This window comes from Arthrobacter sp. NQ4, from assembly GCF_029077345.1.
Taxonomy (GTDB): Bacteria; Actinomycetota; Actinomycetes; order Actinomycetales; family Micrococcaceae; genus Arthrobacter.
Genome location: NZ_JARETC010000008.1, coordinates 1 through 19,043, shown reverse-complemented (window position 1 = coordinate 19,043; position 19,043 = coordinate 1). Strand labels below are relative to the sequence as shown.

At 67.6% G+C, this 19,043-nt stretch carries 19 protein-coding genes; 16 read left to right on the top strand and 3 right to left on the bottom strand.

The window, feature by feature from the left end; all coding sequences use genetic code 11:
- The first annotated feature begins 16 nt into the window (after positions 1–16).
- Genes PUN51_RS14000 through PUN51_RS13990 form a run of 3 tightly spaced genes read left to right on the top strand, consistent with a single transcriptional unit; the run spans position 17 to position 2,868 of the window.
- A complete protein-coding gene (locus PUN51_RS14000; protein ID WP_275181353.1) occupies positions 17–1,021 on the top strand; it encodes a sugar phosphate isomerase/epimerase family protein in 1,005 nt (334 codons plus the stop codon).
- Between the two features lie 48 nt (positions 1,022–1,069).
- Positions 1,070–1,768, top strand: coding sequence for a ThuA domain-containing protein (locus PUN51_RS13995; RefSeq protein ID WP_275181352.1), 699 nt, complete (start codon positions 1,070–1,072; stop codon positions 1,766–1,768).
- On the top strand, positions 1,753–2,868 hold the full coding sequence (locus PUN51_RS13990; protein ID WP_159634897.1) for a Gfo/Idh/MocA family protein: 1,116 nt from the start codon (positions 1,753–1,755) through the stop codon (positions 2,866–2,868). Before PUN51_RS13995 ends, PUN51_RS13990 begins: the two co-directional genes overlap by 16 nt.
- 36 nt (positions 2,869–2,904) lie before the next feature.
- On the opposite strand, the gene PUN51_RS13985 is transcribed toward PUN51_RS13990, so the two are convergent.
- Positions 2,905–4,056, bottom strand: coding sequence for a GGDEF domain-containing protein (locus tag PUN51_RS13985; RefSeq protein ID WP_275181463.1), 1,152 nt, complete (start codon positions 4,054–4,056; stop codon positions 2,905–2,907).
- A 147-nt stretch (positions 4,057–4,203) separates the two neighbouring features.
- On the opposite strand from PUN51_RS13985, the gene PUN51_RS13980 reads away from it, so the two are divergent.
- The 3 genes from PUN51_RS13980 (at position 4,204) to PUN51_RS13970 (ending at position 6,959) form a co-directional block, all read left to right on the top strand.
- Entirely contained in the window at positions 4,204–4,440 is a 237-nt protein-coding gene (locus PUN51_RS13980; RefSeq protein WP_275181351.1) for a zinc-ribbon domain-containing protein, read from the top strand.
- Positions 4,441–4,564: 124 nt separating this feature from the next.
- Complete coding sequence (locus PUN51_RS13975; RefSeq protein WP_275181350.1) at positions 4,565–5,926, top strand: hemolysin family protein; 1,362 nt, start codon at positions 4,565–4,567, stop codon at positions 5,924–5,926.
- Entirely contained in the window at positions 5,919–6,959 is a 1,041-nt protein-coding gene (locus tag PUN51_RS13970) for a hemolysin family protein (protein ID WP_275181349.1), read from the top strand. Before PUN51_RS13975 ends, PUN51_RS13970 begins: the two co-directional genes overlap by 8 nt.
- Positions 6,960–7,001: 42 nt before the next feature.
- Here the strand turns inward: PUN51_RS13970 and PUN51_RS13965 are convergent, their stop codons facing one another.
- Complete coding sequence (locus PUN51_RS13965; protein WP_275181348.1) at positions 7,002–8,267, bottom strand: MFS transporter; 1,266 nt, start codon at positions 8,265–8,267, stop codon at positions 7,002–7,004.
- Between the two features lie 88 nt (positions 8,268–8,355).
- On the opposite strand from PUN51_RS13965, the gene PUN51_RS13960 reads away from it, so the two are divergent.
- The 8 genes from PUN51_RS13960 (at position 8,356) to PUN51_RS13925 (ending at position 17,066) form a co-directional block, all read left to right on the top strand.
- On the top strand, positions 8,356–8,895 hold the full coding sequence (locus tag PUN51_RS13960; RefSeq protein ID WP_275181347.1) for a CGNR zinc finger domain-containing protein: 540 nt from the start codon (positions 8,356–8,358) through the stop codon (positions 8,893–8,895).
- Between the two features lie 249 nt (positions 8,896–9,144).
- Entirely contained in the window at positions 9,145–10,305 is a 1,161-nt protein-coding gene (gene rsgA / locus PUN51_RS13955; protein ID WP_275181346.1) for a ribosome small subunit-dependent GTPase A, read from the top strand.
- Positions 10,306–10,349: 44 nt separating this feature from the next.
- On the top strand, positions 10,350–11,066 hold the full coding sequence (locus PUN51_RS13950; RefSeq protein ID WP_275181345.1) for an alpha/beta fold hydrolase: 717 nt from the start codon (positions 10,350–10,352) through the stop codon (positions 11,064–11,066).
- Positions 11,067–11,108: 42 nt separating this feature from the next.
- A complete protein-coding gene (locus tag PUN51_RS13945) occupies positions 11,109–12,212 on the top strand; it encodes an agmatine deiminase family protein (protein WP_275181344.1) in 1,104 nt (367 codons plus the stop codon).
- Positions 12,209–13,996 carry an amidase gene (locus tag PUN51_RS13940; RefSeq protein ID WP_275181343.1) on the top strand — a complete coding sequence of 596 codons (1,788 nt, stop codon included), beginning with the start codon at positions 12,209–12,211 and terminating at the stop codon, positions 13,994–13,996. The genes PUN51_RS13945 and PUN51_RS13940 overlap by 4 nt, the downstream gene beginning before the upstream one ends.
- Positions 13,997–14,162: 166 nt before the next feature.
- Positions 14,163–15,413 carry a D-arabinono-1,4-lactone oxidase gene (locus PUN51_RS13935; RefSeq protein ID WP_224027246.1) on the top strand — a complete coding sequence of 417 codons (1,251 nt, stop codon included), beginning with the start codon at positions 14,163–14,165 and terminating at the stop codon, positions 15,411–15,413.
- A 22-nt stretch (positions 15,414–15,435) separates the two neighbouring features.
- Entirely contained in the window at positions 15,436–15,771 is a 336-nt protein-coding gene (locus PUN51_RS13930; RefSeq protein WP_224023998.1) for a hypothetical protein, read from the top strand.
- Between the two features lie 158 nt (positions 15,772–15,929).
- The gene (locus tag PUN51_RS13925; protein ID WP_275181342.1) at positions 15,930–17,066 is read left to right on the top strand and encodes a baeRF2 domain-containing protein; all 1,137 of its coding nucleotides are present in this window, start codon (positions 15,930–15,932) and stop codon (positions 17,064–17,066) included.
- A 66-nt stretch (positions 17,067–17,132) separates the two neighbouring features.
- Here PUN51_RS13925 and PUN51_RS13920 read toward each other — a convergent pair whose 3' ends face one another.
- A complete protein-coding gene (locus tag PUN51_RS13920) occupies positions 17,133–17,666 on the bottom strand; it encodes a MarR family winged helix-turn-helix transcriptional regulator (RefSeq protein WP_224023994.1) in 534 nt (177 codons plus the stop codon).
- A 276-nt stretch (positions 17,667–17,942) separates the two neighbouring features.
- On the opposite strand from PUN51_RS13920, the gene PUN51_RS13915 reads away from it, so the two are divergent.
- Both PUN51_RS13915 and PUN51_RS13910 read left to right on the top strand, forming a co-directional pair.
- Positions 17,943–18,842, top strand: a complete 900-nt coding sequence (locus tag PUN51_RS13915; RefSeq protein WP_224023992.1) for a hypothetical protein — start codon at positions 17,943–17,945, stop codon at positions 18,840–18,842.
- On the top strand, positions 18,842–19,043 hold a 202-nt coding region (locus PUN51_RS13910; RefSeq protein WP_275181341.1), incomplete at its 3' end, for a phage holin family protein. The genes PUN51_RS13915 and PUN51_RS13910, both read left to right, overlap by 1 nt.

Here is a 19,043-nt window from a genome sequence, read left to right as displayed (position 1 = left end):
GATCCAAGGAATAGACATGACACGACCAATCACGCTGTTTACCGGCCAGTGGGCCGACCTGCCCTTCGAGGAAGTGGCGCGGCTCGCGGGCGAGTGGGGCTTCGACGGGCTGGAGATCGCCTGCTGGGGCGACCATCTGGACCCGCGCCGCGCGGCCGAGGATGACAACTACCTCCAGGGCCGGCTGGACATCCTCGAAAAGAACAACCTGAAGGTGTTCGCCATCGCCAACCACCTGACCGGACAGGCGGTGTGCGACGACCCCATCGATGAGCGCCACCAGGGCATCCTGTCCGCTGAGGTCTGGGGTGACGGGGCGCCCGAAGGCGTACGCCGCCGGGCAGCGGACGCCATGAAGGACACCGCCAGGGCTGCTGCCCGCCTGGGGGTGAAGACTGTCACCGGCTTCACGGGCTCCTCCATCTGGAAGGCGGTGGCCATGTTCCCGCCCGCCTCCCAGGAAATGATCGACGCCGGCTACCAGGACTTCGCGGACCGCTGGAACCCCATCCTCGACGTCTTCGACGAGGTGGGTGTCCGGTTCGCCCTGGAAGTCCACCCGTCCGAAATCGCCTACGATTACTGGACCGCCAAGCGCACCCTTGAGGCGATCGGACACCGGGAGAACTTCGGCCTGAACTTCGACCCCTCCCACTTCATCTGGCAGGACCTGGACCCCGTCATGTTCCTGCAGGACTTCGCGGACAGGATTTTCCACGTCCACGTCAAGGAGTCCATCCGCCAGCTCGACGGCCGCAACGGCCGCCTGGGCTCGCACCTGGCCTGGGCCGATCCCCGGCGCGGCTGGGATTTCGTCACGGCAGGGCACGGGGACGTGCAGTGGAACCGGATCTTCCGGACCCTGAACGCCATCGGCTACGAGGGCCCCACCAGCATCGAGTGGGAGGACGCCGGCATGGACCGGCTTATCGGGGCCCCGCAGGCGCTGGCCATGGTCCAGGACCTGGCCCGGATCGCCCCGCCGGCAGCGGCCTTCGACGCCGCTTTCGCCAGCCGCTGACCCCACGCCTTGCCGGCAAAAGCCGGCAGCCAACCAAAGGAAACCCCAATGACAGAACGCAAGAACGCCCTGGTGGTCCGCGGCGGCTGGGACGGCCACCAGCCCTACGAGGCCACAGAGCTCTTCATCCCCTACCTCAAGGACAACGGCTACGACGTCCGGGTGGAGGAATCCCCGAAGGTCTACGCCGATGCCGCCTACATGGCAGGGGTGGACCTCATCATGCAGTGCATGACCATGACCACCATCGAAAAGGACGAATTCGCCGGACTGCGGGCAGCCGTGGAGAACGGCACCGGCCTGGCCGGCTGGCACGGCGGGATCGCCGATTCCTACCGGAACACCTCCGACTACCTGCACCTGATCGGCGGCCAGTTCGCCTGCCACCCCGGCAAGCACCCGGATGAGTGCATCGGTGAGCAGTCGGACAACTACGTGCCCTACACCGTCAACATGCTGCCGGCCGCCGCCGACCACCCCATCACCAAGGGCATCAAGGACTTCGACCTGATCACCGAACAGTACTGGGTGCTGTCGGACGACTACATCGACGTCCTGGCCACCACCACCCAAAAAGTCCGCGAGTGGGACCCCTGGAACCGCGAAGTGACATCCCCCGCCATCTGGACCCGCCAGTGGGGCAAAGGCCGGATCTTCGTGTCCACCCCCGGGCACCGCGTGGAAATCCTCCAGGACCGGAACGTACGCACCATCATCGAAAGGGGCCTGCTGTGGGCAAGCCGTTGAAAGTCGGAATCGTTGGCTGCGGAGCCATCATCGCGCAGTACCTCGCCAACTTCCGCCGGCTGGACCAGATCCAGCTGGTGGCCGTGGCGGACCTGGATCCGGCACGTGCGCAGGCCGTGGCGGATGACTACGACGGCGTCCGCGCCGTCTCCGTGGACGAACTGCTCTCCGCAGAGGACGTGGACCTGGTCCTGAACCTGACCATCCCCGCCGCCCACGCAGAGGTGGCACTGAAGGCGATCGCCGCAGGAAAAAGCGTTTACGGCGAAAAACCCCTGGCTGCCACCACCGAAGAAGCACGCCGGGTGCTGGACGCGGCGCGGGAGGCAGGTGTCGTCGTCGGCTGTGCACCGGACACCGTGCTGGGCACCGGGATCCAGACCGCCCGGAAAGCCATTGATGACGGACTGATCGGCGCACCCATCGCGGCGTCCGCCACCATGGTGACGCCGGGCCACGAGCGCTGGCACCCCAACCCTGACTTCTACTACCAGCCCGGCGGCGGCCCCCTCCTGGACATGGGCCCCTACTACGTCACGGCACTCGTGACGCTGCTGGGCCCTGTGGTGTCGGTGATCGGTGCGGCCAGCCACACGCGGAATGAGCGGACCATCGGCTCGGGGCCGCGCCAGGGCGGGAAGGTCCCCGTGAACATCGATTCCCACGTCACCGGCGTCCTGGTCCACGCATCCGGCGCGCTCTCGACGCTCTTCATGAGCTTTGATGCCGTGAAGTCCAAATCCCCCAACATCGAGATCCACGGCGAGCGCGGCTCCCTGGTGGTACCGGACCCCAACCACTTCGACGGCGACGTCCAGCTGTTTTCCCTGGGCGCCGAGGACTGGGAAACCCTTCCCGTGTCCGCCGGCTACGTGGATTCCGGCCGCGGGTTCGGCATCGCGGACCTGGCCGCCACCCCGCAGGGAATGGAGCCCAGGGCCGGCGGAGCCTTGGCCTACCACGCCCTGGAGGTCATGGAATCCGTCCTGGAGTCCGCACACAAGGGCACGGCGGTGGCCATCGAGAGCACCGTTGAGCGGCCTGGCAGCGTGGAGCTGACGGTCCTGGCTGAGCAGGCAGACGCGCTCCAGTCCAAGTAGGCAGGTGTCCGGAACCGCGCCGCAGAAGCAGGGGGGCTAGTGCAGCCGATCGCTGCGGGCGGCGCGGTTCCTGCCCAGGGACTTGGCCCTGTACAAAGCCGCGTCCGCCGAGGCGACCAGGTCATCGGCATCGAAAGTTCCGGCGTCGTACGTGGAAATCCCGTAACTCGCGGTGGGCATCTCCATGCCATCCGGTGCTTTGGCGCCGGCCAGGCGCCTGCTGATTTCCTCCGCGATCGTCTCTGCCCGTTCCGCGCTTGCCCCCGGAACCAGGATGACGAACTCTTCCCCGCCATACCGCCCGATCAGGTCGGTGGATCGGACAGTTGCCACGCAGGCGTCGGCGAAGGCCTGAAGCGCCAGGTCCCCGGCGGCATGGCCGTAGGTGTCGTTGACCGCTTTGAAGTGGTCCAGGTCGGCAAGGATCAAGGCTCCCGAGCCGCCCGTGATGCTGCGGTCGGCAAGCTGTTCCGCAGCAAGGTCCATGAAGGCCTTGCGGTTCAATAGCCCCGTGAGGTCATCCCGGGTGGCGACCACGCGCAGGGCACGCGTCTGCTGTTCACTGCTCAACGCCGCCATGCTGAAGGAAACCACCACCAGCAACACCATGGTGACCAGCGTGGTGATGGCCGAGCCAAAGACATTAACGAACACCGGGCCATCCGGGCCCTCCACGAGGAACGCCAGCCAACGGAAGAAGTAAAAAACGGAAAGTCCGCCCGCAGCCACCGCCATGGGGATGCGGACCCGCGAATAACCCGGCTCAAGGCGCCACAGTTCACGGGACGCAAGCCCAACAGTCAAGCTCATCGCGGCGAGGAACACGGGACCGCCGGACCAGGTGTTGGTGGCGGGATGGTCGAGCAGGGAGGCAACGAGCGTGGCCAGCGGAATGCCCGTGAAGGCCCACTTGGGCGGCCGCACTGTCCGCAGCGAACGCGCCCCTGCCCACACCGCGACGCCGCCGTGGACCAGCAGGGTGTTCCCGGCCGGGTTGGCCCACCACTGGTGGGGCGTGCCATCGAGGAGGAAACAGGCCGATCCCGACAGGAAGAACAGCAGGGCACCGCACCACCAGGCGCTGTACGGCGATCGCGTCACCCGGTAGGCGGAAAAGTAGAACAGAACCACCAGCACCAGGGCCATCAGGCCAAAAGCGATGCGCAGGGTTGCCGTATCCAGAACCATGTGCCAGACGTCCCCCCAAATGCGGCGATTGCTGCTCACGCAAGTATTGCATTTAACACAGACACTGCAGAAGCTCCCGTACCCCTGACGGACACCTTCGAAACCCGCCTAGGGTGGTGGTTAGCAACCGGACCACGAAAGGCCGCCATGCTTCTTCTCTTTGGGTTCAAGACCGTGCACAAGGCCCTGCCGGGACGGACCGCTACCTGCCCGCACTGCGGCGCCTTCATCCACCACCTCCTTGAGGAGCAGGCCACCAGGTTCACGCTGTTCTTCATCCCGGTGCTTACCTTGTCCCGGAAATACCGGATCACCTGCACCAACTGCGGCCATGAATCCTCCATCAGCGCCCGCCAGAAGCGTGCGCTGGAACTGCGGCCGTAGGGCGCCGGGAACCTTCGCGTCCCCGGCTGAGTTGAAAGGGTTATGGACGACCCTCCTTCACACATGCCCTGGCCCCTCTGCCACCTGACCGGATCACCGGCCACACCAGGAGAGGGGCGCCCCAATGTTTGAATGGATCATGCTGGGCATCGGCCTGGTCCTGACCGTCGGCACCGGCTTCTTCGTCGCCTCGGAGTTCGCGCTGGTGAACCTGGACCGGCATGACCTGGAAGCCCGCCAGGCCCGCGGCGAAAAGCGGCTTGGGCCCACCATCAAGGCCCTTCGCATCACCTCCACGCACCTTTCCGGCGCGCAGCTGGGCATCACGCTGACCACCCTGCTGACGGGCTACACCTTTGAGCCCGCCATCAGCCGGATGCTCAGCGGCCCGCTGCAGTCTGCGGGGCTGGCCGAAGCCTTGGTGCCGGCCGTCGGGTCTGTTGCCGGTATCTTCCTGGCCACGGTCTTCTCGATGGTGGTGGGCGAGCTTGTCCCCAAGAACTTCGCCCTGGCCCTGCCGCTGGCCACCGCCAAGGTGGTGGTGCCGTTCCAGGCCCTCTTCACCGCCGTGTTCAAGCCGGTAATCCTGCTGTTCAACAACACGGCCAACAGCATCATCCGCGGCTTCGGCATCGAGCCCAAGGAGGAACTCTCGGGTGCCCGGAGCGCGGAGGAGCTGAGCTCCCTGGTGCGCCGGTCCGCCGTCGAGGGCGTCCTGGACCTGGACCACGCCACCCTTCTGCACCGCACCCTCCGCTTCTCCGAGTACAGCGCGGCGGACGTGATGACCCCGCGCGTCCGGATGGCGGCGGTGGGCGCTGCGGATACCGCGGAGGACATCGTGGCCCTTGCCACCTCCACCGGCTACTCCCGTTTCCCGGTCACCGGACGTGACAAGGACGATGTCCTGGGCCTCCTGCACGTCAAGCAGGCCTTCGCCGTGCCCCTTGGCCGGCGTGCGGACACCACCGCGGCGGAGCTCATGATCGAGCCGCTGCGGGTTCCGGAATCCATGGGCGTTGACACACTCCTGGGCCTGCTTCGGCGCCAGGGACTCCAGGTGGCCATCGTCTCCGACGAGCACGGCGGCACGGCCGGAATCGTCACGCTGGAGGACCTGGTGGAGGAGATCGTGGGCGAGTTGGAGGACGAGCACGACCGGGCGCGGGCCGGGGTGGTCCGCGTGGGCCGTTCCGTCACGTTCGACGCCGCACTGCGGCCGGACGAGCTGCTGGACCGCACCGGCATCGAGGTCCCCGGCGGGGACGAGTACGACACCGTGGCCGGGTACGTCACGGACCGGCTGGACCGGCTTCCCGAGCTGGGCGACGAGGTGGCGGTCGACGGCGGCACCCTCCGCGTGGAGCGCGTGGCGGGCATGCACGTGGAACGGCTGCGCTTCACCCCTGCGGCGTCCGGCGAACCGCCGCGCAGCCCGCACGACCGGATCATCGACAACCTGACCCAGGAGCTGACCCATGAGTGAGTATCTTCCCGGCATCATCTGGCTGGTGGTTCTCCTTTTGGTCAACGGCTTCTTCGTGGGTGCCGAGTTCGCCGTGATTTCGGCCCGCCGCTCCCAGATCGAACCCCGCGCCGAAGCCGGGAGCAAGGCTGCGAAAACCACCCTCTGGGCCATGGAACACGCCACCCTCATGCTGGCCACCAGCCAACTGGGCATCACCGTCTGCTCCCTGGTCATCCTGAACGTGTCCGAACCCGCCATCCACCACCTGCTGGAAATCCCGCTGGGCCTGACCGCATTGTCCTACGAGGCAATTAGCATCATCGCGTTCGTGGTGGCGCTGCTGCTGGTGACGTTCCTGCACGTGGTGGTGGGCGAGATGGTGCCCAAGAACATCTCCTTCTCGGTGCCTACCCGGGCAGCCCTCCTGCTCGCCCCGCCGCTGGTGTTCGTGGCCAAGGTGTTCAAGCCGGTGATCTGGACGCTGAACGGGATTGCCAATTCCGTCCTCCGGCTCTTCCGGGTTGAGCCCAAGGACGAGGCCACCAGCGCGTACACCCTGGATGAGGTGGCCACAATCGTGGAGCAGTCCACCCGGGACGGCATACTGAAGGACACCACCGGCGCCCTGACCAACGCCTTCGAGTTCACGGCCAAGACGGTGGCCGACGTGCAGGTGCCCATGGCGGAGATGGTGCTGCTGCACGACTCCGCCACGCCGGCGGACATCCAGCAGGCCGTGGCAGGACACGGCTACTCGCGGTACATCCTGGTTAACGCGGCCGGCGAGCCGGATGGCTACCTGCACCTCAAGGACGTCATGGACCTCACCTCGGCCGAGAAATTCCACCGTCCGGTTCCGGCCAAGAGGGTGCGCCGCCTTGCCTCGGCGTTTGCCGGGGCGGACCTCGAGGACGCTTTGGCAGCGATGCGCCGGACGGGCGCCCACGTGGCAAGGGTGTTCGACGCCGACGGCAGGACCACCGGGATGCTCTTCCTGGAGGACATCATCGAGGAATTGGTGGGCGAGGTGCAGGACGCCACCAGCGCATAACCGGTGGTGATGGGGGCGGATCCAGGGATCGGTTTCCCTCGCTCAGCGGCCCGGTTCCGGAAGCCGGAGCAGGGCTACCGCCGCCGCGGCCACCAGGACAGCGGCGGCGGCGCTGATTCCCGAATACCCGGTCATGCCCATGACCGGCCCTGCGGCCGCGCTGCCCAGCGCTGCCGCGAGGGACATGGCGGCATCCGAAAAACCCTGGGCGGGGATCCGCTGGGAGGGCGCCAAGGCAGCGACGAGCAGCGTGGATCCTGCCACGGTGGTGGCGGACCAGCCCAAACCCAGCAGGACCAGCCCGGTGGTCACGGCCGCTGGATACTCCGGCGCCAATCCCGTCACCGCCACCGCAGCCATAAGGGTTGCCAGGCCCGCCAACACCATCCGCGCGGGGCCCATCCTGTCCGTGAGCCACCCCACCAGCGGTGACAGGGCGTACATTCCGGCAATGTGCAGGGAGATGGTCAGCCCGATCAGCGCGATGGTGTCCGGGTGGCCCGCGGCCGCGCCTGCCTGGTGCTGCATGTGCAGCGGGGTCATCGACATCACCCCCACCATCACCGCATGGGCAGCCACCACCGCCACCACTGCCCCGCGGGTGGTGCGGTTCTCCCGCACAATCTGCCATCCGGCCTGCAGGGCGCCCCGGCGCCGGACACCGTCACCGGAATCAGGACCATCCATGGTGCGGCGGGTCAGCAGCGGGTCGGGCCGGAGGAAGACCCACACAATCGAAGCACCGATGACCATGCCGGCTGCCGAGATGAGGAACGGCCCTGCCGCGGCAGGAATCCCCAGCCAGCCGGCCACCAGCGCGCCCGGACCCACCATGTTGGGGCCGGCTACTGCCCCGATGGTGATGGCCCACACCACCAGCGAAAGGTCCCGCCCGCGGTGCGCGGGTTCGGCCAGGTCCGTCACCGCAAAGCGGGCCTGGAGGTTCACTGCCGAAGCCACGCCCACCAGGAAGGCACCCCCGAGCAGCAGGACGAAGAGCCCCGTGATCACGGCACCCACCATCAGGGCGGTACCGGCAATCGCAGCGGCAAGCCCGGAAGCAAGGGCAAAACGGCGGCCGCGGGAGAGCGCCAGTTGCGCCAGCGGAATGGCGGTCACTGCCGTCCCCAGCGTCAGGGACGTGTTGACTGAGCCTGCCCAGGCCTCGGAGCCTGACAAATCCACGGCCAGGATCGAACCCAAGGCGAGCGTGGAGCCATTGCCCAGCCCGGAAAAGATCTGGGCGGACACCAGCGTCCTGCGCATCCGGGACTGCAGGGAGCGGGCGGTTTCGGCGGTGGCGGTCAAAGGTGTGGCTCCTGGTCAGGAAAACGTGGGGTGTGGCAGGACCCCCTGGGGCAGCCCGCCGTCATGCCCAGTGTGGTGTCATGGGTTTATGCAGTTCAACCATGACAACATGTCCGGCGTCCGGGTCGCGGAGGAACTCGTCAACATGCTGGGCGGCGGAGCCTGGGACGAAGGTGCGCTGGCAGACCTTTTGGCGGCCCACCTTTTCCACAATCCGCAGGTGGGCGCGCCCGAGGAAGCGCTCCTGCGGGACTGGACAACACGCCTGCGCGCTGTCTTTGAGTCGGACAGCGAGGAGGACCGCTGCGCCACGGTGAACGCACTGCTTGAACAGGGGGTCAAGCGGGTCTTCCTGACGGTCCACGACGGACTGGGCCCGCACCTTCACTTTGCTGAAACCAGCGACAGCCTGGTGGAACGCGTGCGTGCCCTCACGGCCGGCGGCCTGGCCATCTTCATCACGGAGGCTGCGGGTGGACGGCTGGGTACCTGTGCCAGGGACGGCTGCCCGAAGGTTTTTGCCGACACCAGCCGCGGCGGACGGCGCGCCTATTGCTCGGCGCGGTGCGGCAACGCCGAGGCGGTGATGCGCTACCGGGAGCGAGGGCACTACGCTGGCCGCCCTTAGCAGGCAGCATTCAACCATGGCCCCCGACGGCGGCGGGCGCTAAAGTGGGACCGTTCGCACCCTGCCGTCCCCGGCAGGAAGACGGTGAACCCGCGAGGGAATGGAGGTGGTTTTGATGACTGCAGTTGCCGCGCGCCCAGCGCGCTCCGCACCCACCCCATCATCCATCCTCCCGGCTGCACCCGCCTGACCTGTCGGCAGCTGTCCGCAGCAGCGCTGTTGCACCGGGGACCCCGCAAGGAAACCACAGTGCACAATTCTTCAGGCAACCCCCTGGACAACACCCCAAGTACCAACCAACCAACCGGCGGCCCCGGCGCTTACGGCTACACCCCCGCCGTCGGCCGCCACTTCGACCAGAACCCCTGCCCCGGCGCCACGGAACGCGGACGGGTGGTCCGCGTGGACCGCACCCTGCTGCTGGTCGCCGCCGGGGACGGCCTGCTCCACCTGCCGTATCCGCTGTCCGGGGAGCCCGCCGTCACCGGCGACTGGGTCTGGATCGGCCCCAACCGGGCCGGTAACCGCCAGATCCTGGCAGTCCTTCCGCGCCGCTCGGAGCTCAGCCGCAAACGCGCGTTCGAGGATTCCTCCGAGGAACAGGTCCTGGCCGCGAACATGGACACCGTGGGGGTGGTGGTGCCCGTTGACCGGCCGCTCACGCACAACCGGCTGGAACGCACCCTCGTTGCCGCGTGGGACTCCGGCGCCACCCCGCTGGTGATCATCACCAAGGCGGACCTGGCTGATGTGGCTCACGACGTCGTCGGGAAAGTCATCCTGCAGGCAGCGGGCGTGGAGGTGGTCACCACATCCGCCGAAAACGGCGACGGGGTTGACGAACTGATGTCCCGCATCCAGCCCGGCGGCACCATCGTGCTCCTGGGTCCGTCCGGCGCGGGAAAATCCACCTTGATCAATGCGCTGGTGGGCCGCGAGGTCCAGCAGACCGGGGAGGTGCGGTCCGGGGATTTCAAGGGCAAGCACACCACCACCGCCCGCGAGCTGGTACCGCTGTCCAACGGCACGGTGCTGATGGACACGCCCGGTGTACGGGGTTTCGGGTTGTTCGACGCCGGCGAAGGCCTGGGCGGGATGTTCGGCGATGTGGAGGAAATGGCCGCCGGCTGCCGCTTCGCGGACTGCGGCCACGGCGGTGAGCCCGGCTGCGCGGTTCGGGAAGCGATTGACGGCGGCGTCCTGGAGGAACGGCGCTGGAACTCGTACCTGAAGATGCAGCGCGAACTGGCCGCGCTGGCCCGCCGCTCCGACGTCGCCGCCCAGCGCGCCTACCACCGGGAGTGGCACCAGAAGGTGGTGTCCGCCGGAAAATCGCAGCGCTGGGCGGAACGCGAGGCCACGGAACGCCAAGGCCGGACCGCGGGGAAGGACCGAAAGCGGAAGCGGTAGGAGAGACCGTATTCCGGCGTGGGGGCGGGGAGTAGGGTTCGGTCATGGACATCATCCTGGTTCCCGGTTTCTGGTTGGACGCCTCATCCTGGGAGGAGGTGACCCCTGCCCTGGAGGCAGCAGGGCACCGGACCCACCCCCTCACCCTCCCGGGGAAGGAATCCGTGGACGCCGCCAGGTCGGGCATCAATCTGCAGGACCACATCGACACGGTGGTGGAGGTCCTGGACGGCCTCCCCGGCAAGGTGGTCCTGGTGGGCCATTCCGGTGGCGGTGCCATCATCCACGGCGCGGTGGATGCGCGGCCGGACAAGGTGGCGCGTGCCGTGTACGTGGACAGCGGACCGCTCGGTGAAGGCGGTGTCATCAATGACGAACTGCCGGCCGTTGGGGATGACGTCCCCCTGCCTCCCTGGGAGGACTTTGACGATGCCGACCTGGTGGATCTCGATGAGGGGCTTCGCCAGGCCTTCCGTGACCGTGCCGTTCCGGAGCCCCGGGGCGTGGCGTACGGCAAGCAGCAGCTGCATGACGAGCGCCGCTACGAAGTCCCCGCCACCGTGATCGCCTGCGAGTTCCCGTCCGCCATGATCCGGGAATGGATCGCAGCGGGGCATCCGTTCGTCGCGGAACTGGCAAAGGTCCGGGATGTCGAGTACATCGACCTGCCCACCGGGCACTGGCCGCAGTTCACCAAACCGGAGCAACTGGCACGCGCCATCCTGGCGGCCGTCGACCGGACCACTACGCGCCAGGTTTGAAAAACCCTTGCGTGCGCACGGCGCCGTCCCCATAATAAATGAATGGCATTCATTTATTCGACAGCAGTCGGTGGCAGCGCCGCCCCTGGCCACGCGGCCGTCAGTACCGCGTCCCGCATGCCCGCCGAGTGGGACGCCCACCAGCGGACCTGGATGGCCTTTCCGCCGCCAAACGAGACCTTCGGGCCGGTGGGAAGCTCCACCCTGGACCGCGCGCGGGCCGCCTGGACCACAGTGGCCCGGACCATCGCAAGGTACGAGCCCGTTACGGTCGTCGCCGATCCGCGCGATGCCACCGCCGCGCGGGAATGGCTCGGCCCGGGCATCGACGTCCTGGCCGTTCCGCTGGACGACGCCTGGCTGCGGGACAGCGGCCCCACGTTCGTTCATGCGGCAGACGGTTCACTCGCCGCGGTTGACTGGATCTTCAATGGCTGGGGCGCACAGGACTGGGCTGCCTGGGCCAAGGACCAGGACGTAGCCCGGAGCGTGGCAGCCGGCACCAATGTGCCAGTCAGGCGAAGCTCCCTGGTGAACGAAGGCGGCGGATTCCATGTGGACGGTGAAGGCACGGTGCTGCTGACCGAAACGGTGCAGCTCGATCCCGGCCGAAACCCCGGCGCCACCAAAGAGTCCGTCGAGGCGGAAATCCATGCAGCCCTGGGCACCACCAAGGCCATCTGGCTTCCCCGCGGGCTCACCCGGGACTATGACGAGTTCGGCACCCGCGGCCATGTGGACATCGTGGCCGCCTTTGCCGGCCCGGGAACCATCCTGCTCCACCGCCAGGATGATCCCGCCCACCCGGACCACGCCGTCTATCTGCAGCTGAAGGCAGTCCTTGCCGGGCAGCTGGACGCCCAGGGCCGGCCGCTGCGCATCATCGACGTTCCAGCCCCCACCACACTCAGGGATGAAGAGGGCTGGGTGGACTGGTCCTACATCAACCACTACGTAGCCAACAAGGTGGTGGTGCTCTGCGGCTTCGACGATCCCAACGACACCATCGCCGCCGGCATCCTGGAGCGCGCCTACCCCGGACGCACGGTGGAACTGGTGGATGCCCGGGACATCTTCGCCTTCGGCGGCGGCATCCACTGCATCACCCAGCAGCAGCCGGCCCGGCGCGAAGGCGATGCAGCATGAAGCAGGCACAGGCCAATCAACAGTTGGCCGCTGCGGGGACTTTCGACGTGGTGGAGGCCGGCATCGGCCAGCTCCGGGCAGCCCTTGATGCGGGGGTGGTCACTTCCGAAGACCTGGTCCGCCTCTATCTGGCGCGCGTCGAGAAGTATGACTCATCAGGAATATGTTTGAACTCGCTCGTCGTGATGAACGCGAAGGCCATCGCCGAGGCGCAGGAGTCGGACCGCCGCCGTGCCGCCGGGTTCACGCTCGGCCCCCTGGACGGCATCCCCTACACCGCAAAGGACAGCTATCAGGTCAAAGGCCTTACCGTGGCTGCCGGTTCACCCGCGTTCAAGGACCTGGTGGCACAGCGCGACGCCTTTACCATCGAACGGCTGCGGGCCGGGGGCGCCGTCCTGATCGGGCTGACCAACATGCCGCCCATGGCCAACGGAGGTATGCAACGCGGAGTATATGGGCGGGCGGAGAGCCCTTACAACGCCGATTTCCTCCCGGCCGCCTTTGCCTCCGGGTCATCCAACGGGTCCGGCACGGCCACTGCGGCGAGCTTCGCAGCCTTCGGACTGGCGGAGGAAACGTGGTCCTCAGGCCGGGCCCCGGCATCGAACAACGCCCTGTGCGCCTATACACCCTCCCGCGGCGTCATCTCCGTGCGTGGGAACTGGCCCCTGGTGCCCACCATGGATGTCGTGGTTCCGCACACCCGCACTATGACGGACCTGCTGGAGGTCCTGGACGTGGTGGTGGCGGACGACGCCGAGCCACGCGGCGACTTCTGGCGTGTCCAGCCGTGGATCCCGGTGCCCAAGGCATCCACCGTCCGGCCGGTGTCGTACCTTGACCTCGCCGTTCCGGACGCTACCGCGGCGGCAGGGGTACTCACCGGGAAGCGGCTGGGCGTGCCCCGGATGTACATCAACGCGGACCCGGAAGCCGGCACTGCCGAAGCGCCAGGCATCGGCGGGCCCACAGGGCAGCGCATCGAAACCCGCGCATCCATCATGGAGCTGTGGAACGCGGCCCGCCGCGACCTCGAAGCCGCAGGCGCCGACGTGGTGGAGGTGGACTTCCCCGTGGTCTCCAACTACGAAGGCGACCGGCCCGGCGCGCCCACCATCGCCACCCGGGGGCTGGTGTCCCCGGAATACCTGCGGCGGGAAATCGTGGACCTGTCGGCCTGGGCGTGGAATGACTTCCTGGAGGCCAACGGGGACCCGCAGCTGAACCGCCTTGCCGACGTCGACGGTTCCGCCATCTTCCCGGCCCCGGACGGGGCGCTTCCGGACCGCTACGACGGCTTCGATGACGACATCAGCGACTATCCCGGCTGGATCCGCGGGCACGGCGTGCCCGTCCTGGCCGACATTCCGCACCTGCCCGCGGGCCTGGCAGGGCTGGAGGAAACCCGCCGGGTGGACCTGGAGGAATGGATGGACCGGCTGGGCCTGGACGCCGTGGTGTTCCCGGCGGCGGCCGATGTTGCCCCGGCGGACGCGGACACCAACCCGGCCTCGGCGGACGCCGCCTGGCGCAACGGCGTATGGGTGGCCAACGGGAACCTGGTCCCCCGGCACCTTGGCATCCCCACGGTCACAGTTCCCATGGGCACCGCGGCGGACATCGCCATGCCGGTGGGCCTCACCATCGCCGGCAAAGCCTACAGCGATACCGGGCTGCTCCGGCTGGCCGCAGCCATCGAAGCAACCGGGAGGCGCCGCATGGCCCCGCCCCGCACCACCACACCCCGCACCACCACACCCCGCAACGAAAGAAGCTCCTGACTGGACGGCGTTGGTGTCCGCCTGCCTGCGGGACTGCCCCGGACTGCCCGCGGGCAGGCGGATCACGGCCACGGGACATCCCCGCCCACACAGCGGAAGCGCCTTGACAGGCTCGATTGTTAGCGCTGACAGTGGGAGGAAACCGATGCCAAGCGAAAGCCACTCGATGAAGAACTGGGCAGGAAACCTCGAATACTCCTCCGCGGATGTCAGTCGGCCGGAATCAGTAGCGGAACTGGCATCCATCGTGGCCGCTTCGCCGCGGATCAAGGCCCTGGGGTCCCGGCACTCGTTCAACCGGGTGGGAGACACCGACGGCGTGCACGTGCTGCTCGATGCGCTGCCGCAGCAGGTGGAGCTGGATTCCGGCCGCGGAACAGTGCGCGTCAGCGGCGGCGTGAGTTACGGGGCGCTCTGCCGGACGCTTGAGGATGCCGGCGTCGCCATCCACAACCTTGCCTCGCTGCCGCACATCTCGGTGGCAGGCGCGGTGCAGACCGGCACGCACGGGTCCGGTGTGAACAACCCGGCCCTCGCCGGTGCCGTGGAATCCATCGACCTGGTCCGGGCCTCCGGAGAGCAGGTCACGCTGACCCGGGAGGACGGCGACGAGTTCCTGGCAAGCGTGGTGGGCATCGGGGCCCTGGGCATTGTCACCGGGCTGGAACTGGCGGTGCGGCCCAGCTTCAGGATGCGCCAGCGGGTTCTGGAGGACCTGCCGTGGGACAACGCCCTGGGAGATTTCGCCGGAATCGTGTCCAGTGCCTACAGCGTGAGCCTCTTTACGGACTACGCGGGCAGCAGCATCAACCAGGTATGGCTCAAAGCGCTCGACGGGGAGGAGCCGCTTCCAAACCTCTTCGGGGCAACCGCCGCGCTGCATCCCCGGCACCCCCTGCCGGACATGTCAGCGGAGAACTGCACGGCGCAGTTGGACGAACCCGGGCTGTGGCTGGACCGGCTCCCGCACTTCCGGCACGAGTTCACCCCAAGCAACGGAGACGAACTCCAGAGCGAGTTCATCCTTCCCCTGGAGCACGCCCCCGCTGCCCTCCAGGCAGTCCGCGCGCTGGCCGAAGACCTTGCCCCGCTGCTGTTCGTCTCGGAAATCCGCACCGGCGCCGCCGACGAATTCTGGCTCAGCCCGTTCTACCGGCAGCAAAGCGCTGCGCTGCACTTCACGTGGAAACCGCTGCAGCCTGAGGTGGAAGGCTTCCTCCCGGTCCTTGAGGAAGCCCTGCGGCCCTTCGGTGCCCGCCCGCACTGGGGCAAGCTGTTCACGCCGGAGGGCTATGACTGGGAGGCGCTGTACCCGCGCTTCGCCGATTTCCGGGCCTTTGCGGCCGGCCATGACCCCGAGGGCAAGTTCCGCAACGCCCTGCTGGACAGCATCCTCGGGGTACCGGCACGCCGGTAGAGGCCGCCGGTACGCTGGAGGCATGACTCTTCGCCCCGTCGCCGCCACTGCCCTTGCCGCCGCCCTGCTGCTGACGGGGTGCGGCGCCGTGGGGGAAGCCGCAGGCACCGCGGCAAGCGACGCCGCTTCCAGGGCGGCCTCGGCCGCCGCGCAGGAAGTCAACCGGCAAATCTGCGCAGTGGTCCAGGACGGCCTGGTCAGCGCCGAAGACCGCCAGGCTTTGGCGGGCTTGGTGTCGGCCGCGCGGACGGCAGGGGTTCCTGCAGAGATCACGACGCCTCTGGGCCGGATTGCGGAGGCCGGGGACCAGGTGCCGGCAGACTCAGTCCGGGCCCTGCAGGACGCCTGCCGCGGCTGACCGGCAAGGGGCCGGAAGGCCCTTCAGCGCCCGGATCACCGCTGCTACGGTGAAATGACGAACCAGTAAGCCTGTGGCAGTACGCCACGCGCGAAGGAGATCGTCATGGCGGAACGCGGCAAAACCACCTCGGGCCCCCGCATCGGGGAGGAGGAAAAATGACCACGAACCTGCAGAAATATGCCGATCTCTACCGCACTCCCGGCCCGTGGTGCACGGCCTACGTGGACGCGGGAACCGGAACAGTGGACACCCTTGAAGCCGGGGATGTCAGGGCCGGAAATACCCGCGCCCGGCTTGAAGCGCAGGGGGCAACCTCCGCCGATGTCGAGGCAATGGAGCAGGCCCTCCAGCCGGCCGCCGGGATCCCCTCCCCCGTGGCACGCTTCGTCCTGGTCCACGCAGGGAAGGCCGTAGTCAATGAGGTGCTTCCCGGCGATCCCGTCATGCCGGAGCGGCTCGCAGTGGAGCCCGTCCCGGACCTGCTGCCGCTGGTCAAGCACCGGCCCGAAGACCTTGCCTACGTTGTGGCGGAAGTAAGCCGGGAGCACGGTGAAATCCGGCTGTACCGGGCCGGAGCCAGGATTCCCGCCTTCGTACAGGACGTGGAGGGAGAATCCGAACACGTGCACAAGTTCCATGGCGGGGGTTGGTCTGAACTGCGGTTCCAGCACCACACCGAAGACGTCTGGCGCCGTAACGCGGACGAAGTGGCAGGCGAAATCGACAGGGTGGCCAGCGCCAGCGGCGCCCGGCTCATCGTGCTGGCCGGCGACATCCGTGCCAGGGGCCTGGTCAAGGACAACCTCTCCGAAGCCGGCAGGGCTTTGGTGTCGGAGGTGGAGTCCCACACCCACACCGCCGGGGCTGGCAGCGCCAACCTGGAGGACCACGTCAACCAGCACGTTGCTGAGCTGTGGGCGGAGGAGCAGCAGGCTGTCATGGACAGGCTGGCCGTCCAGGAGGGCCAGGCCAATCCCGAGGCAGCCCATGGCATCGGAGCGGTGGTGCATGCACTCCAGCAGGCACAGGCGGACGTCCTGATCTTTGATGATGCCGCCCTGTCCGGACGGACCCTGCTGGCCCTGGACGCCGAACCGTGGGTTGCCACAGCCCGGGAAGAAGCCCTGGCTGCCCGCATCCTGGGAGAAGTGCCGGCCCCGGCGGCGCTGCTTCGCGCAGCCGCCCTCACCGACGCCCGCGTTCTCCTGGTTCCGGGACCGGTCCTGCCCAAGGGCGTGCATATCGCGGCACTGCTGCGCTGGTCCTCGGGACCGGACGTCCCGTCGTCGTAAGCCCTGCTGCCTGTCCGGTGCTGCCCAACCCCACGCACGGGGCATGGCAAGACGCCCGCAGCCCTGTCAGTTCTGGTGTGGCTGTTCCCAGCCACGGATTCCGGCTGCCCGCCCGGTCTGGGGACGGTGTCCGCCCCGGTGTTCCGGCGGAGCAAACGGAACCACGCCGCTTTCGCGGTTGAGTGGGACGGCACGGACAAACTTGGTGAGTTCCTCCCGGAGTTCCTTCCACCCGATGTCCGGATCGTCCGGATAGGCGTTGATCTCCGCTTGGCGCGCCGCTTCGACGGCGGCAACGCCGGCGTCCGTCAGCTCCACTTTCAGCTGGCGGCGGTCCGAGGCGTGCCGGGTCCTGGTGATGAGTCCTGTGCCCTCAAGCCGGGTCAGGACCCGGCCCAGTGTTTGGCTCTGGACCCTGATCGCATCGGCAAGCTGTTCCTGGTTCAGTGGGCCCCCCGTCAGGCCTTCCAGTGCAATAACTGCGGCACGGGTGAGGCCAAGGGGGGCCAGTGCATCGTCCTGGCGCCGCTGGATGAGCCGGGCCGCCAAAGTGATCAGGCGGTAGCTGCTCCGGGCGTCGGGATCGAGATTGCTGGTCATCGGCCGCGGCCTTCCTGTAGGTGGCGAAGTGCTGGTCACCCTGCGTCGCTACACCACTACAATAAGCATGCTTAGCAACATATTCGCAAGTAGGCTTACTATCCAGCGGCAACTTAACCGCATCGCCGGGCGGCCCCGGGACTTCGAAACTGCAGCACTGCCCCTTGCAATCCAAATGGGAAGTGTGCTTAGTATCTAATTAGTAACCTTGCTTACTAACTCGCCAGCATTGCTGGTTCTTGATCGCCAGCTAACCCTTTCTGAAAGAGAGCGAAGATGACAGAGAACCAATGGCCCCAGACCCCGCACACCGCTGACGATCCGGCCATCGCCGATCCGTACGGCGCAACGGAGGCAGCTCCCCGGCAGGCCTCCTACCCCACCACTTTGGGTGACACCTCCAAGACCCAGGCAGCCAGGGAGCAGGCATCCAACGTTGCCGGCGAGGCCGCATCCGCCGCACAGAATGTGGCTCAGACGGCGAAGGAAGAAGCCGCGAACGTGGCGCATGATGCGAAGGCCAATGCGCAGGACCTGCTGCACCAGGCAAAGTCCGGCCTCACCAGCCAGGCGGGCACCCAGCAGCAGAAGGCCGCGGAAGGCATCCGCAACATCTCCACCCAGCTGCACAGCATGGCCAACGCCCCGGACCAGCAGGGCATGGCCGGCGACCTGGTCCGCCAGGCCGCAGAACGCACCTCCTCCATGGCCACCTGGCTGGAAAACCGGGAGCCGGGCGACCTCCTGAACGAGGTCCAGCGGTTCGCCCGCAACCGCCCCGGAACCTTCCTGCTCCTCGCCGCCGGCGCCGGCGTCCTCGCCGGACGCCTCACCCGCGGACTCACCGCAGGTGCACCCGAAACATCGGGACAGGCTGCAGGTTCCAATACGGCCCAGGGTTCAGGCCAGCACCGCGCCGCGCAGCCAGCCCCGGCAGCGCCGCTTCGCCAGGAGACCGTTTATGCCGCAGGCACCGACGACCTCTTTGCTGAGCCGGTAGTGGGCAGTGCCACCCCGGTGTCCACCAGCACCCTGCCTTCGGGAACACCCGAAGAGACTCCGCTTCGCTTCGAGGACGACCCCTACCGCGCCGAAAACGGCGTGTACTCCGGCGACGGGACGTTCGGCACTGAAGGTACCCCGGGCACCGGCCGGCACGGCACGGGTGGTCTGTGATGAGTAGCCAGATTCCGGAGCCGCCGCCCAGCGCGGCGCACGTGAAAGCGGACAACGCCTCACTCGGTGACCTGCTCGGGGACGTGACCCGTGACCTGTCCACCCTGATGCGCCAGGAAGTGGAACTGGCCAAAGCCGAACTCAAACAATCCACCTCCCGCGCAGGCAAAGGCGCCGGCATGCTCGCCGGCGCCGGGATCG

Coding starts and splice junctions, on each gene's coding strand:
- PUN51_RS14000 (WP_275181353.1), top strand. CDS start 17: ATGACACGACCAATCACGCTGTTTACCGGCCAGTGGGCCGACCTGCCC.
- PUN51_RS13995 (WP_275181352.1), top strand. CDS start 1,070: ATGACAGAACGCAAGAACGCCCTGGTGGTCCGCGGCGGCTGGGACGGC.
- PUN51_RS13985 (WP_275181463.1), bottom strand. CDS start 4,056: ATGGTTCTGGATACGGCAACCCTGCGCATCGCTTTTGGCCTGATGGCC.
- PUN51_RS13980 (WP_275181351.1), top strand. CDS start 4,204: ATGCTTCTTCTCTTTGGGTTCAAGACCGTGCACAAGGCCCTGCCGGGA.
- PUN51_RS13975 (WP_275181350.1), top strand. CDS start 4,565: ATGTTTGAATGGATCATGCTGGGCATCGGCCTGGTCCTGACCGTCGGC.
- PUN51_RS13970 (WP_275181349.1), top strand. CDS start 5,919: ATGAGTGAGTATCTTCCCGGCATCATCTGGCTGGTGGTTCTCCTTTTG.
- PUN51_RS13960 (WP_275181347.1), top strand. CDS start 8,356: ATGCAGTTCAACCATGACAACATGTCCGGCGTCCGGGTCGCGGAGGAA.
- PUN51_RS13950 (WP_275181345.1), top strand. CDS start 10,350: ATGGACATCATCCTGGTTCCCGGTTTCTGGTTGGACGCCTCATCCTGG.
- PUN51_RS13945 (WP_275181344.1), top strand. CDS start 11,109: ATGGCATTCATTTATTCGACAGCAGTCGGTGGCAGCGCCGCCCCTGGC.
- PUN51_RS13940 (WP_275181343.1), top strand. CDS start 12,209: ATGAAGCAGGCACAGGCCAATCAACAGTTGGCCGCTGCGGGGACTTTC.
- PUN51_RS13935 (WP_224027246.1), top strand. CDS start 14,163: ATGAAGAACTGGGCAGGAAACCTCGAATACTCCTCCGCGGATGTCAGT.
- PUN51_RS13930 (WP_224023998.1), top strand. CDS start 15,436: ATGACTCTTCGCCCCGTCGCCGCCACTGCCCTTGCCGCCGCCCTGCTG.
- PUN51_RS13925 (WP_275181342.1), top strand. CDS start 15,930: ATGACCACGAACCTGCAGAAATATGCCGATCTCTACCGCACTCCCGGC.
- PUN51_RS13920 (WP_224023994.1), bottom strand. CDS start 17,666: ATGACCAGCAATCTCGATCCCGACGCCCGGAGCAGCTACCGCCTGATC.
- PUN51_RS13915 (WP_224023992.1), top strand. CDS start 17,943: ATGACAGAGAACCAATGGCCCCAGACCCCGCACACCGCTGACGATCCG.